14 protein-coding genes are annotated in these 12,647 nt (G+C 70.7%); 6 read left to right on the top strand and 8 right to left on the bottom strand.

Annotation, left to right across the window (positions count from 1 at the left end; genetic code table 11):
- Window positions 1–1,151 (bottom strand): hypothetical protein (locus tag ROTAS13_RS10660; protein WP_075822308.1); only part of this gene is annotated, 1,151 nt, incomplete at its 3' end.
- A 137-nt stretch (window positions 1,152–1,288) separates the two neighbouring features.
- Window positions 1,289–1,783, bottom strand: coding sequence for a phosphoribosyl-AMP cyclohydrolase (gene hisI / locus ROTAS13_RS10665; RefSeq protein ID WP_019460004.1), 495 nt, complete (start codon window positions 1,781–1,783; stop codon window positions 1,289–1,291).
- Window positions 1,784–1,826: 43 nt separating this feature from the next.
- On the opposite strand from hisI, the gene ROTAS13_RS10670 reads away from it, so the two are divergent.
- From ROTAS13_RS10670 to ROTAS13_RS10680, 3 genes are all read left to right on the top strand, one after another.
- On the top strand, window positions 1,827–2,282 hold the full coding sequence (locus ROTAS13_RS10670) for a Fur family transcriptional regulator (protein WP_019460005.1): 456 nt from the start codon (window positions 1,827–1,829) through the stop codon (window positions 2,280–2,282).
- A gap of 122 nt (window positions 2,283–2,404) precedes the next feature.
- On the top strand, window positions 2,405–3,862 hold the full coding sequence (locus tag ROTAS13_RS10675; protein ID WP_075822309.1) for an anion permease: 1,458 nt from the start codon (window positions 2,405–2,407) through the stop codon (window positions 3,860–3,862).
- A 139-nt stretch (window positions 3,863–4,001) separates the two neighbouring features.
- Window positions 4,002–4,436, top strand: coding sequence for a hypothetical protein (locus ROTAS13_RS10680; RefSeq protein ID WP_026032999.1), 435 nt, complete (start codon window positions 4,002–4,004; stop codon window positions 4,434–4,436).
- Between the two features lie 152 nt (window positions 4,437–4,588).
- On the opposite strand, the gene ROTAS13_RS10685 is transcribed toward ROTAS13_RS10680, so the two are convergent.
- From ROTAS13_RS10685 to ROTAS13_RS10700, 4 genes are all read right to left on the bottom strand, one after another.
- Window positions 4,589–5,053: a VOC family protein gene (locus ROTAS13_RS10685; protein ID WP_075822315.1), complete on the bottom strand. Its 465-nt coding sequence runs from the start codon at window positions 5,051–5,053 to the stop codon at window positions 4,589–4,591.
- A 135-nt stretch (window positions 5,054–5,188) separates the two neighbouring features.
- A complete protein-coding gene (gene metC / locus ROTAS13_RS10690; RefSeq protein ID WP_075822310.1) occupies window positions 5,189–6,394 on the bottom strand; it encodes a cystathionine beta-lyase in 1,206 nt (401 codons plus the stop codon).
- Window positions 6,394–7,266, bottom strand: a complete 873-nt coding sequence (locus ROTAS13_RS10695; protein ID WP_075822311.1) for a sulfurtransferase — start codon at window positions 7,264–7,266, stop codon at window positions 6,394–6,396. The genes metC and ROTAS13_RS10695 overlap by 1 nt, the downstream gene beginning before the upstream one ends.
- A gap of 6 nt (window positions 7,267–7,272) precedes the next feature.
- Complete coding sequence (locus ROTAS13_RS10700) at window positions 7,273–8,004, bottom strand: alanyl-tRNA editing protein (protein WP_075822312.1); 732 nt, start codon at window positions 8,002–8,004, stop codon at window positions 7,273–7,275.
- A 189-nt stretch (window positions 8,005–8,193) separates the two neighbouring features.
- Between ROTAS13_RS10700 and ROTAS13_RS10705 the strand changes: the two genes are divergently transcribed.
- Together ROTAS13_RS10705 and ROTAS13_RS10710 are read left to right on the top strand one after the other, a co-directional pair.
- Window positions 8,194–9,198: a DMT family transporter gene (locus ROTAS13_RS10705; RefSeq protein WP_226946067.1), complete on the top strand. Its 1,005-nt coding sequence runs from the start codon at window positions 8,194–8,196 to the stop codon at window positions 9,196–9,198.
- 101 nt (window positions 9,199–9,299) lie between these two features.
- Complete coding sequence (locus ROTAS13_RS10710) at window positions 9,300–9,983, top strand: CBS domain-containing protein (RefSeq protein WP_253187657.1); 684 nt, start codon at window positions 9,300–9,302, stop codon at window positions 9,981–9,983.
- A 55-nt stretch (window positions 9,984–10,038) separates the two neighbouring features.
- Here the strand turns inward: ROTAS13_RS10710 and fdhD are convergent, their stop codons facing one another.
- Window positions 10,039–10,887, bottom strand: coding sequence for a formate dehydrogenase accessory sulfurtransferase FdhD (gene fdhD, locus ROTAS13_RS10715; RefSeq protein WP_075822313.1), 849 nt, complete (start codon window positions 10,885–10,887; stop codon window positions 10,039–10,041).
- A gap of 255 nt (window positions 10,888–11,142) precedes the next feature.
- Here fdhD and modD point away from each other — a divergent pair, with 255 nt between their 5' ends.
- Window positions 11,143–11,997: a ModD protein gene (modD, locus tag ROTAS13_RS10720; RefSeq protein WP_075822314.1), complete on the top strand. Its 855-nt coding sequence runs from the start codon at window positions 11,143–11,145 to the stop codon at window positions 11,995–11,997.
- Window positions 11,998–12,046: 49 nt separating this feature from the next.
- On the opposite strand, the gene ROTAS13_RS10725 is transcribed toward modD, so the two are convergent.
- A complete protein-coding gene (locus tag ROTAS13_RS10725; protein ID WP_019460017.1) occupies window positions 12,047–12,424 on the bottom strand; it encodes a thioredoxin family protein in 378 nt (125 codons plus the stop codon).
- Between the last annotated feature and the right edge of the window lie 223 nt (window positions 12,425–12,647).

Here is a 12,647-nt window from a genome sequence, read left to right on the forward strand (position 1 = left end):
GCCTCCAGCAGAGCCTCGCCCGCCAGCACCGCCAGGGCGGCATCGCCCGGCACCCAGCCGCGTCCGGCCAGGGCGGCATCCACGGCCTCCCGCAGGCGGCCCTGGGCGGACAGGGCGACGGAAAGGCCGCCATGGACATGCGCGATGTCGCGGCGGACATCCAGGGCGGCCCGGAAGAAGGGCTCGGCCAGGGCGCCACGCCCGGCGGCAGTCAGCATGTGGCCGACCTCCTGCAACGGATCGAAGGCGCCCGACAGCACCGCGCCGTAGCGGGACCAGGCGGCGTCCAGCCGGTGCCAGCTCCCGTCCTCGAAGAAGCGGCGCAGCATCATGGGCACGAGCTCACGCTGATCGTCGCGAAGCAGGGCGGGATCGCAGCCATGGCGCAGGGCGCCCTCGCGGAGGTGGGTGGCCCGGTCCTCATGCCCGCGCCGCAACGCCTCACGCGCCACGACCCGGTGCCAGACATGGGTCTGGCGGCGGCGGCGGAGCAGTTGGCGCAGCGCCAGCGGGTCGTTCGCCAGCACCGTGTCCAGCGCCTCCCCCAGCACCTGGCTGCTGCGGAACAGGTGGATCGCCCAGTGCTCCATGAAGGGTGCGGGTACCCAGTGCGCCAGCCCGGCCGCCATGATGGCGCGGGCCTGGGCACCGTCCTCGCGGTGATAGGGGTCGGCCACGATCACCGGCACCGGCGGCAGCTCGTCCGCGTCGATGTGCAGGCCGGCATGCAGCTTCCTGCGGAAATAGCCCGCGTAGCGGTTGTCCTCCGGCACCACGGCCGGGTCGATCGAGTATTGCGGCGAGATCGCCAGGGCATGGTTCACGCCCAGGCGCCGGGCATGCTTCAGCGCCGCGTGTGCCCCCATGCTGTAGCCATAGGCGACGGTGCGCGCATCGACGAAGGGGCGGACCGCGCGGGCGGCGGCCTCGACGGAGCGGGCGGGATACCAGTCCGGCGCGTGGCTGACGATGCCGATCAGGTCGAGGCCGAGCCTGCGCGCCGGGACCATGCCCCAGGCGCGCGTTCCGTCAGGGCGGAAGGTCAGGTCGGCGAAAGTCAGCAGCGTGCCGCGGGCCTTCCCCTCGGCGGGCTGGAGGACGACGCGCAGGTGGCCGTCGTCGAACAGGATCCGGGCGGCGGGTTCGGTCATGGGTGCGGACGGGTGGGGTGTCGGGCGGCCCGGCCCGTGCGGCGTCTCATTCCGCCGCCATTAGTGCCCGTGGGATGGATACAACGCAAGGTGGAAGGGGAGCCTGGAGGACCTCCCTCCAGGTTGCCGGTGCCACGTTATCCGGAATGGCCGTGGGCGGGCGCGGCCGTGCCGTACAGCGTGGCCGGGTCTTCCAGGGGTTCGGCGATGGCGGCCAGGGCCTCCCCGCGCAGCGCCCAGGAGAAGCAGGAGCGCCGGCCGGTGTGGCAGGCCACGCCCACCTGGTCCACCAGCGCCAGCACAGCATCCCCGTCGCAGTCCAGGCGCAGCTCGCGCAGGTGCTGCACCTGGCCGGAGGTGTCGCCCTTGCGCCAGAGGCCCTGGCGGGAGCGGCTGTAATAGGTGACCCGGCCGGTCCGCAGGGTCTCGGCCACGGCCTCGCGGTTCATCCAGGCGAGCATCAGCACCTCGCCCGTGTCGTGCTGCTGCGCCACGGCGGCGACGAGGCCCTGGGCGTCGAAGCGCAGCCCGCCGAGGAACCGCGCGATCGCCGCCTCGCCGGGCGGCTGCGGGGCAGTTCCGGCATCAGGGCCGGGGTTGGTGCCAGGGGCGGCGATTGGGTGGCTCTGCATGCGATACTATATAACGCATCATGGACCGGATGGGAGCAGGGGCATGGCGCAGGGGCTTGAGGCGGCACTGGATCGGGCGGCGACATCCTGCCTGAAGCGCGGGGCGCAGCTCACCCCGCTGCGGCGGCAGGTGCTGGGGCTGGTGCTGGGGGCGGACCAGCCACTGGGCGCCTATGCGCTGCTGGACCTGCTGAAGGCCGAGCGGCCGGGCGCGGCGCCCCCCACCGTGTACCGGGCGCTGGACTTCCTGCTGGAGCAGGGGCTGATCCACAAGGTCGAGCGGCTGAACGCCTTTGTCGGCTGCATGGAGGCTGATCATGGCCACGCCCACGGCCATCCGCACCAGTTCCTGATCTGCCGGCAGTGCGGCACCACCCAGGAGATGGCCGACCCGGCGGTGATGCAGGCGGTGGAGGCCGCCGCCCGGCGGGTCGGGTTCCGGCCGGACCATGCCACGGTGGAGGTGGAGGGGACCTGCGCCCGCTGCGCCGCAGCCTAGGCGGCCCATCGCCGGGGATGCGGGCCGCTCGCCCTTTGGTGATGGCGGGGACTTGATCCAGGTCAGAACGGGCCGCGCGAAGAAGGTGAAACTGGGCGGAGAACCGGATTCGGAACTTCGCCATGTCCAAGCGTGGATGGGTCGCCCCCGTCCTTCCCCTGGTGATCGGGGTCGGCATCGCCCTTCTGCCCCATCCTCCTGGCCTGCAGCAGCATGCCTGGTATTTCCTGGCCATCTTCGCGGCGGTCATCGCGGGGCTGATCACGGAGCCCATCCCCTCTCCGGCGGTGGGCTTCGTGGGCGTGGTGCTGGCGGGGCTCGCGGCGCAATGGGTGCTGTTCTCGCCGGAGCAGCTGGCGCAGCCGGGATTCAACCCGACCGCCGCTGCCGTGTCCTGGGCGCTGTCGGGCTTCTCCAACGGCACGGTCTGGCTGATCTTCGCAGCCTTCATCTTCTCGCTCGGTTATGAGCGGACCGGGCTGGGGCGGCGGCTGGCGCTGCTGCTGGTTTCCCGGCTCGGCGGGCGCACCCTGACGCTCGGCTATGCGGTGATGATCGCCGACGGCGTGCTGGCGCCCTTCACCCCGTCCAACACCGCGCGCAGCGGCGGCACCATCTTCCCGATCGTGAAGAACCTGCCGCCCCTTTATGATTCCAGGCCGAACGACCCCTCGGCGCGGCGGATCGGCAGCTACCTGATGTGGACGGCCATCGCCTCCACCTGCGTCACCAGCTCGCTCTTCCTCACCGCCCTGGCGCCGAACCTGCTGGCGGTGGAGCTGGTGCGGCGGACCGCGCATATCTCGCTGGACTGGACCTCCTGGTTCGTCGGCTTCCTGCCGGTCGGCGCGATCCTGCTGCTGGCCACTCCTTGGCTCGCCTACAGGCTCTATCCGCCCGAGGTGCGGCGCAGCCCCGAGGTACAGGCCTGGGCCCAGGCGGAACTGAAGAACCTCGGCCCGCTCACGGGACGGGAGATCATGCTCGCGGCGCTGGTGGTGCTGGCGCTGGCGCTGTGGATCTTCGGCACCGGGATCATGGACCCGACCATGGCGGCGCTGCTGGTCGTGGCGCTGCTGGTGCTGACCGGCACCATCACCTGGAACGACGTGGTGACCGACAAGCCGGCCTGGAACACGCTGGTCTGGTTCGGCACGCTGGTGACCCTGGCCGGCGGGCTGGCCCAGGTCGGCGTGGTGCGCTGGATCGCCGCGCTGCTCGGAGGCGCGCTGGAGGGGCTGCCGGTGGTGCCGGCGATGGCGGCGCTGGTGCTGGCCTTCTTCCTGCTGCACTACCTCTTTGCGAGCGTGACCGCGCATGTCACCGCGCTGCTGCCGGTGATGCTGACCGTGGCGGCCGCCATCCCCGGGATGCCGATGGAGCGGATGGCGCTGATGCTGTGCCTGAGCCTGGGCATCATGGGCATCATCTCGCCCTATGGCACCGGGCCGAGCCCGATCTATGCCGGCAGCGGCTTCCTGCCGGTCAAGGATTTCTGGCGGCTGGGCACGATCTTCGGGGCGATCAACCTGATCGTCTTCCTGGCAGTGGGGCTGCCCTGGCTGATGCTGGTGAAGTAGGGCCCTGCCGGACGTTTTTCTTTCCATCGGGGAAAGCCGCACGGCTCCTCACCACCAAATGAGCGGGGGCGGGCACCGGAAAATTTCTGATTCGTATCGAATGGGGTGAGGATGCGACGGAAGTCGGAGGGCATGTCCCATGAGGATGGTTTGGGTTCTGGCGGTGCTCGGCCTGTTCCTGTTCGCTGGTGCCGGGCCTGCCGCGGCGGGCAATGACTGCCGGCAGTACAAGCCGACCGTGAGCATCGTCGTGGGGCCGGGCACCATTCCGCCGAGCAAGCGGCAGGCCGAGATCCATTATTTCTTCAGGGGAGCGCCCGCCTGCTGGGATGCGGTGCATCTCCGCTTCGGGATCGCGGGACGGGAGCCCTACATCATCCAGGAGATCAAGTCCGGCCGGAACTGCGGGATCTACAAGGACGGGCGGTCGCTGCCGGCCTGTGCCCACAAGGTGGGGACCGTCGAGTTCGGCACGACCTATGTGGTCGGGTTGCAGGAGTGCGACAAGCACGCCCTTTCGAGCGACGAGTGCTCGTCCTGGGCCTCCCAGACCGTGACCACGCCGAGGAACTGAGGGTAGTTTCCCGCTTCGCGGCTTTCAGCGCGGAGAAGCCGCCTGCGTCTGCCATACTCAGGCAGCATCATACCGATTGGGTCTGTACACGCCGCTTCCGTGGCGCGGAACGGATACGGCGATTCACCGATTTTGCTGAGCTTTCACTACTTTTAGCGATGTATCTGCCGCCATTCAGACAACTTCATTGTTCCAGTTATATCTGGCCTTGAGGCATCAGGCAGGATGCTGATGTATTCGAGGGAGTGGCCGTCAGGATCGTTAAAGTAGACGCTTGCTGCGGGCATCCATGGGAAGACGATGGGTTCGCCAATCTCAGGGCCGTCGCCGCCGGCGCGCGGAGTGACATGGTTGGAGCGGAGCACCTCCACCGAACGGATCACATCATCCAACCCTACAGAGAAGGCAAGGTGCAGACGCAAGCGGATCGGAGAAGAATGGATCGACCAAATTCCCAGCATCGATCGCTCTTTGCCGCCAATCCAGAAGAAAGCAGCGTGACGCTCGGGTATGGTGTGAGCGAGCTCCAACCCAACGATATTTTGGTAGAAGTTAATGGACCTTTCGAGGTCGCTCACCGTGAGATGGGTCTCGTATAAGCCGACCACCGGAATCATGCGCGCCTCCTGCTCCTTACGATCCATTCGAGTGCGGATCGGCCCATTTATCTTACTCAGAAAGCAGGGCGCCTGCTCACTCGCTTCGGACGAAGCGGAACCGGGAGAGGCAGGGCCTCTCCCGTGCCGTCGCCATCAGCGCGGCAGGGCGTCCAGCCCCGCCGCGAGGTCCGCGATCAGGTCCGCCGGGTCCTCCAGCCCGATATGCAGGCGGAAGGCCTGGCCGCCCAGGGCCAGGGGCGTGGCGGTGCGGGTGACGGCGGTGGGAAGGGCCAGGCTCTCATAGCCGCCCCAGGAGGCGCCGATGCCGAAATGGTGCAGCCCATCCACCAGGGCGCACATCTCCTCGCGGGAATAGCGCGGCTGCAGCACCACGCCGAAGAGCGAGCAGGTGCCGGTGAAGTCGCGCTTCCAGATCCCGTGCTGCGGGTGGGAGGGCAGGGCCGGGTGGAGGACGCGGGCGACCTCCGGCCGGCCTTCCAGCCAGCGGGCGACCTCCAGCCCGTTCTCCGCCTGATGCTTCAGCCGCACCGGCAGGGTACGGAGGCCACGCAGGGCAAGCCAGCAGTCGTCCGGGCTGGCGAACTGGCCCAGCGCCACATAGGCGTTGCGGACGGTCTGCCAGTCCTCGGGCGTATTCACGGTGACGCTGCCGAGCAGGATGTCGGAATGGCCGCCGACATACTTGGTCAGCGCCTGGATCGAGACATCGACGCCATGCTCGAAGGGCTGGAAGTGGTGGATGCCCCAGGTGTTGTCCATCAGCACCTTGGCGCCGTGGCGGTGCGCGGCGCGGACGATGGCGGGGATGTCCTGCACCTCGAAAGTATGGCTGCCGGGGCTTTCGGTCATCACCACGCGGGTGTTGGGGCGGAGCAGTGCCTCCATGCCCGCCTCGTCCACCAGCGGGTCGTAATACTCGACCTCGATCCCCCAGCCCCGGATCAGCCCGTCCGCGAGGCGCCGGGTGGGGCCGTAGATGCTGTCGGCGATCAGGCAGTGGTCGCCCGCCTTGAGATAGGCGAGCAGCGGCACGGCGATGGCGGCCAGGCCGGTGCCGACGATCAGGCAGCGCGTGCCACCCTCGACCTCGGCGATGGCATCCTCCAGCGCATGATGCGTCGGGCCGCCGGCGGTGCCGTAGGTAAGGACCTGCTCGAAGCTGCGCCTGTGGACGGCATCCATGGCCTCGCAGGAGGCATGGAGCACGGTGGAGCCACGCTGCACTGGCGGGTTGACGAAGCCGTGCCGGCGCAGCGGCGCGCGGCCCGCCTGGGTCATGCGGGTCTCGAAGGAAAGCTCCGGGCGGGAAGCGGGCGGGCGGGGCAGCGTATCGGGCATCACTTGACCTTCGGGGTTTCGGGCCGGGCCGCCCATTCGGTCCAGGAGCCGTCATAGACGGCGGCCTCGGGCAGCCCGGCGCGATGCAAGCCGAAGGCCAGGACGCAGGCGGTGATGCCGGTGCCGCAGCTGGTCACCACCGGGCGCGTGCCGTCCACCCCGGCGGCGGCGAACTTCTCGCGCAGCGCCTCGGGCGGCAGGAAGGTGCCGCCGGGGGCGATGAGCTCGGTGGCGGGCAGGTTGCTGGCGCCGGGCATGTGGCCGGAGGGCAGGCCGGGGCGCGGTTCCGCTGCCGTGCCCTCGAAGCGGCCCCGGGCGCGGGCGTCGAGGATCAGCGCCGCGCCGCCTTCCGCATCCGGTGCCGTGGCGAAGGGGCTGGTCTGTCGTACGATCCGCTTCACGTCGCCGATGCCGGCCAGGAAGGCGGCGATGAAGTCGGGCTGGTAGGCGGCGGGCGTCGCGGGGGCGGGCTCGCCGCTCTCCACGGGACGGCCCTCGGCCTGCCATTTCGGCAACCCGCCATCGAGCACGGCGACCTTGGTGTGGCCGAAGAGGCGCATCAGCCACCAGCCGCGCGGGGCGGAGAAGATGCCCTTCTGGTCGTAGAACACCACGCGCGTGTCGTTGCCGATGCCGAGCGCCCCGACGAGGCGCGCGAAGCGGCCCGCCGTGGGCGCCATGTGCGGCAGGTCGGTCTCCGGATCGGCGATCTCGTCCACGTCGAGGAAGCGGGCGCCGGGGATATGGGCCCGGGCGAACTCGGCGCGGCCGGTCCTGCCCTCGGGCGGCAGGTAGTAGGTGATGTCCAGGACCACGAGGTCGGGTTTGCCGAGCTCGGCGGCGAGCCATTCGGTGGTGACGAGCGAATCCATCCCGGTTCAGTCCTTCAGCACGATATGGACGCGGCGGTTCTGCTTGCCCTTGCTTTCCAGCTTGGTCACCTCCACCGCGCCGATCTCCCTGGTGGAGCGGACATGCGTGCCGCCGCAGGGCTGCAGGTCCACCGGCGATTCCTCGGAGCCGATGCGGACGAGGCGGATCTGGCCGGCGCCGCGCGGCGGCTGCACCGAGAGGGTGCGGACCAGGCCGGGATTGCGGTCCAGCTCGGCCTCCTCGATCCAGCGCTCCTCCACAGGATGGTCGGCGGCGATCAGCGCGTTGAGCTGCATGGTCAGCCATTCCTTCGGCGGCGGCTCGGGCAGGTCGAAGTCGAGGCGCGACTTCTCGGCCCCGATCTGGTTTCCGGTGGCGTAGATGCCCGGCATCACGGCGCAGAGCAGGTGCAGGGTGGTGTGCATCCGCATGTGGCGGTGGCGGCGCTCCCAGTCGATCGAGGCGACCACATGCGTGCCGGGCTCAGGGCGCGGCGCGTCCTCGGGCACCGTGTGGAGGACGGTGTTGTCCAGCCCCTTCAGCGCCTCGGCGACCTTGGCCTCGGCGTAGCTCCCGTCCGGCTTCGCCCAGCGCAGCGTGCCGGAATCCCCGGGCTGGCCGCCGGCGCGGGCATAGAAGAGGGTGCGGTCCAGCACCACGCCCTCGGGGCCGGAGGAGACGACGGTCGCGCCCGCGTCGCGTCCATAGGGGTCGAGGCGGTACAGCAGCTCGGTCATCGTCGTTCCACTCCGCAAACGCGTTCCACGGTCCCGCCCGGGCCGGCGGGGCGCCGCGCCGGGACGGCGACCGGACACGGAACACGGAACAGGCCGCCGGGCGGGCGCCGCCGGGCCGGGCGCCCTGGTCATCCCATGCGGTGGACCCTAGCCTCGGGGCGATACGCCGTCCACACGAGCACCTCCTCCATGCAAGACCCGGCCAGCGCCGTGCGCAGGCGCGCCATCCTCCTCGTCCTCGGGGAGGCCCTGGCCTTCTCGCTGGTCGCCGCGATGATCAAGCTGCTGGGCGGCGCGATCCCGCTGGCGGAGGTGATGCTCTTCCGCAACCTCTTCGCCCTGCCGGCCCTGATGCCGCAGGCCATGGCGCATGGCGGCTGGCGGGCGCTGCGGACCCGGGCGCCGCTCGGCCACCTGCAACGCAGCGGCTGGGGGCTGCTGGCCATGGGCGGTTCCTTCTACGGCTATGCCCATCTGCCGCTCGCCCTGGCCAGCGCGCTCACCTTCACCATGCCGCTCTTCCTTACGGTCCTGTCTGTGCCGCTGCTGGGCGACCGGGTGGGGCCGCGGCGGGTCTCGGCGGTGCTGGTGGGCTTCAGCGGGGTGCTGGTGATGCTCTCGCCTGGTCTGCTGCCCGGCACGGGGGCGGCCGCGCCCGATCCCGCCGCGGTCTGCGTGGTGCTGCTGTCCGCCATCGGCTGGGCACTGGCGATGATCTCGATCCGCCGCATGGGCACGGGCGGGGAGCCGGGCGTGACCATCGTGCTCTGGTACGCGCTCTCGGGCGTGGTCGCCTGCTCCATTGCCTCGCTGCCCATCTGGGTCTGGCCCACGGCGGGGCAATGGGCGTTGCTGGCCGGGATCGGGATGGTCTCGGGCGTCGGCCAGCTCCTGCTGACGGCAGCCTATCGCAGCGGCGAGGCGGCGATGCTGGCACCGTTCGAGTATTCCGGCCTGATCTGGGCCACCCTGTTGGGCAGCCTGCTCTGGGGCGAGTTCCCGGGCCTCGCCGACCTGGCCGGCTTCCTGATCCTGGTCTCGGCGGGGCTGTTCATCTGGCGCACCGAGGTGACGCGCGGGCCTGATGCCGGGGCGCGAAAGGTCCCGGCTTTCGCGGCCGGGTGCTGTGCGCGGGGCTGGCGGAGCGGCTGCGCGCCGGGGAGGCAAGGCGCCATCGGCGGTCTTTTCCCTTGATCCAGATCATGGCGGCGTTTTCATCTGTCGTGGGATGAAGCCCTCGTGCCGGACGGCTCCGCCGCGCTGGCTTCGTCAGGGACAGAACCAAGGAGGACGCTGTGAAAGTTCGCGAGATCATGACCAGCCAGGTGATGACGGTCGGCCCGGATACGCCGGTGCCCGCCCTGGCCAGCCTTTTCGCCTCGCGCGGGATTTCCGGCGTGCCGGTGGTGGACGCGACGGGCCAGCTCGTCGGCCTCGTGACCGAGGGCGACCTGCTGCGCCAGATCACGGGCGAGGAGGAGGCGCAGTCCTGGTTCCGCCGCCTGATCGAATCCGCGCCGAGCCAGGCTCTCCAGTACGTGCAGTCGCATGGGCGCGTGGCGCGCGACCTGATGACGACCAGCCTGGAAACGGTGGGCGAGGATGACAGCATCCAGAAGGCCGCGGGGATCATGGCGAAGCGCAACATCCGCCGCCTGCCGGTGGTGCGCGACGGCAAGCTGGTCGGCATCCTGTCCCGCGCCGACCTGATGAAGGCCATCGTCGCCGCTCCGGCGCAGGCGCCCGGCGAGACCAGCGATGCCGAGATCGAGCGGAAGCTGGTGGCCGAGATGCGCCGGCACAGCTGGGCCGATGCCTATTACATCTTCCCGCATGTGGAGAAGGGCACGGTGCAGTTCCACGGCTTCTGCAACTCCGACGATGTGGAGCGTGGGCTGCGGGTGCTGGCGGAGGGCATCCCGGGTGTGAAGGGCGTGACCTTCGACCTGTCCCCCGTGCCGCCGCCGATGCTGGCCTGACGGGCCCGGGGGCCGTTCGGTCCGGGGAAGGCGCCGCCTTCCCCCCGCTTGTGTGTCAGGAGGGGCATTCCGGCCCGACGACGCGCCCAGCGCCATGGAAGACCGTCACGGAATCCCGCCGCGCCACGGCCAGCAGCGTCATGTCGAGCGCCCGGGCGCGTTCCAGCGCCAGGGAGGTCGGCGCCGAGACCGCCACGAGGCTGCGCGCCCCGAAGGCCGCCGCCTTCTCCACCATCTCGAAGGAGCAGCGGCTGGTGATCAGCAGGAAGCCTTCCGCCGCCGATCCCCCCCGGCGCAGGGCGGCGCCGATCAGCTTGTCCAGCGCGTTGTGCCGGCCGACATCCTCGCGCAGCAGGCGCAGCCCGCCATCCGGCCCCGCCCAGGCGGCGGCATGGACGGCGCGGGTCTCCTGGTTCAGCACCTGCGCCGCCTCCATCGCGTCCAGCGCGGCGCGGATCGCCCCGGCTTCCAGCACCGGCGCGGGGGCGGCGGGCGCGGGCGCGGCGGGCAGGGCCTCCAGCTCTTCGATCCCGCAGAGGCCGCAGCCGGTCCGACCGGGCAGACTGCGCTCCCGCGCCCGGCGCTGCGCCAGGTGACGGCGCAGAGCGCCGGCCTCCAGCATGATGTCGAGGGCGAGGCCCCGGTCCTCCCCGCGCAGCGCCACCCCGCGGATCTCGTCAGGGGAGGCGACGATCCCCTCGGTCAGGCTGAAGCCGTAGGCGAAATCCTCCAGATCCGCCGGCGTGGCCATCATCACCGCGAAGGGGACGGAGGAATAGGCCAGGGCCACGGGCGTTTCCGCCGCCACCATCAGCGCCTGCGGGCGGGCTGGGCCGGAGGCGAAGGGCAGGCGGCTGGCCTCGGCGGCGACGGCGGTGGGAAGCGGTTCGGGCGAAGTCGTCATCGGCGGGTCCTGGGGCCGGTCCGGCCCGCAGCATCAATGGCGCCGGGCCGGACGGGAGACAACCGGCCGCATCCGGCCGTGGGGATGCCGATCCCGTGACCGGCCACGCGGCGGAGGATTCCCGTGTTGACCCCGGAATGGGACGGTTCGTCCGCCGGACGTTATGAGCCTGGTGCAGGCCACGGCATGGACCTGCGGGGGGGCTGCGCGGCGGGGCCTGGTCTATGATCCGCGCCAGAAAAAGGGGGTCACTCCATGAGCTTCACCATTCCGACGGCCCGCCTCGAGTTCCTGTTGCAGGAGGACTCTCCCTACGGTGACCTGACCACCCAGGGCCTGGGTATCGGCGAGTTGCATGGCCGCCTGTCGATGACGGCCGGGGCGCTGATGACCGTGTGCTGCGCCGAGGAGGCGGAGACGCTGTTCCGCCTCGCCGGCTGCGATGAGGTGCAGAGCTTCTGCCGCTCCGGCGCGCAGGTCGAGGAAGGCAGCCCGATCCTCCAGGCGCGCGGCCCGGCCGGCGCGCTGCACCGCGCCACCAAGACGGCGCAGACGCTGGTGGAGCTGACCTCCGGCATCGCCACCGCCGCCGCCCGGCTGCGGGCGGCCGCACGGCAGATACGCCCGGAGATCGCCGTGGCCTGCACGCGCAAGCACCTGCCCGGGGCAAAGGACCTGATGCTGCGCGCCATCACGGCGGGCGGCTGCGTGCCGCACCGGCTCGGCCTGTCCGACAGCGTGCTGGTCTTCGCGCAGCACCGGGGCTTCCTTGGGCGGCAGCCGCCGCATCTCTGGCTGGCGCAGCTCCGCGCCGCGCAGCCGGAGCGCAAGATCGCCGTCGAGGCCGGCAATGTGGACGAGGCGGTGCAGTTCGCCCATTCCGGGGCGGACATCGTGCAGTGCGACAAGTTCTCGCCGGAACAGGTGGGCGAGGTGGTGCGCGCGCTGAACGGCCACCAGCAGCGGCCGGTGCTGATCGCCACCGGCGGCATCGGCGACCGCAACATCGCCGACTATGCCCGGACCGGGGTGGATGTGATCGTGACCTCCGCCCCCTATACGGCGCCGCCGCTCGACGTGCGGGTGTCGATCGAGCGCAACGGACGCTGAGCGCCGGCAGGGGCCGCGGCCGCCATGCCGCCAACCCCGGCCGGCGGCCTCAATGGAGCCGCTGGAGCTGCTCCCCGACCAGCCGGGTGAAGGTGGGGACGCCCGGCCAGCCGGTGATCCTGCCCCGGGGGCGCCGCCCGGCGAAGATCAGGAAGGCCGGGATGCCGAGCAGCCCGAAGCGTGTCGCCAGGCGGAGATCGTCGCGCAGGTCGCTTTCGAGCCAGCGGACGCCGGGCCAGCGGAAGCTTTCCGGCTTGCTGCGCAGGGCTGTGCGGACAGCGTCGCAATCGGCGCAGCGGCTGCCCCAGAGATAGAGGATGCTCACCTCGCCCGGTGCGCTTTCGGCGAGGACGGAATCCAGTTCGGGATCGGTGACGGGGCGCATGGGCAGGCGCCCGAAGGCGCTGAAAGCGATGATGCTGGCCAAGGGCTCTTCCTCCTGAACGCGGGGGGTGGCCATGTCCTGGCTCTGCTGCGTCCCCGCCGGCCGCCGCAGCTTAAACGCCGCAGGGGCCGGCGCGTGACAAAAGGAAGACAGCCGGGATCACAGGATGGCGGGCCGTCGGCCCCGGGGACAGCCGCCCCGGGACAACCGCCCCGGGACGGCCTGTCTCTTGATCACATCTACGCACAGCTCCACCGTAAGGCGA

It is taken from the genome of Roseomonas sp. TAS13 (assembly GCF_001950415.1).
In the GTDB taxonomy this organism is placed as follows: domain Bacteria; phylum Pseudomonadota; class Alphaproteobacteria; order Acetobacterales; family Acetobacteraceae; genus Roseomonas; species Roseomonas mucosa.

What these genes read in the sequence shown, in the direction of transcription:
- hisI (WP_019460004.1), bottom strand. Translation starts at nt 1,783, where the DNA reads ATGCAGAGCCACCCAATCGCCGCCCCTGGCACCAACCCCGGCCCTGAT.
- ROTAS13_RS10670 (WP_019460005.1), top strand. Translation starts at nt 1,827, where the DNA reads ATGGCGCAGGGGCTTGAGGCGGCACTGGATCGGGCGGCGACATCCTGC.
- ROTAS13_RS10675 (WP_075822309.1), top strand. Translation starts at nt 2,405, where the DNA reads ATGTCCAAGCGTGGATGGGTCGCCCCCGTCCTTCCCCTGGTGATCGGG.
- ROTAS13_RS10680 (WP_026032999.1), top strand. Translation starts at nt 4,002, where the DNA reads ATGAGGATGGTTTGGGTTCTGGCGGTGCTCGGCCTGTTCCTGTTCGCT.
- ROTAS13_RS10685 (WP_075822315.1), bottom strand. Translation starts at nt 5,053, where the DNA reads ATGATTCCGGTGGTCGGCTTATACGAGACCCATCTCACGGTGAGCGAC.
- metC (WP_075822310.1), bottom strand. Translation starts at nt 6,394, where the DNA reads ATGCCCGATACGCTGCCCCGCCCGCCCGCTTCCCGCCCGGAGCTTTCC.
- ROTAS13_RS10695 (WP_075822311.1), bottom strand. Translation starts at nt 7,266, where the DNA reads ATGGATTCGCTCGTCACCACCGAATGGCTCGCCGCCGAGCTCGGCAAA.
- ROTAS13_RS10700 (WP_075822312.1), bottom strand. Translation starts at nt 8,004, where the DNA reads ATGACCGAGCTGCTGTACCGCCTCGACCCCTATGGACGCGACGCGGGC.
- ROTAS13_RS10705 (WP_226946067.1), top strand. Translation starts at nt 8,194, where the DNA reads ATGCAAGACCCGGCCAGCGCCGTGCGCAGGCGCGCCATCCTCCTCGTC.
- fdhD (WP_075822313.1), bottom strand. Translation starts at nt 10,887, where the DNA reads ATGACGACTTCGCCCGAACCGCTTCCCACCGCCGTCGCCGCCGAGGCC.
- modD (WP_075822314.1), top strand. Translation starts at nt 11,143, where the DNA reads ATGAGCTTCACCATTCCGACGGCCCGCCTCGAGTTCCTGTTGCAGGAG.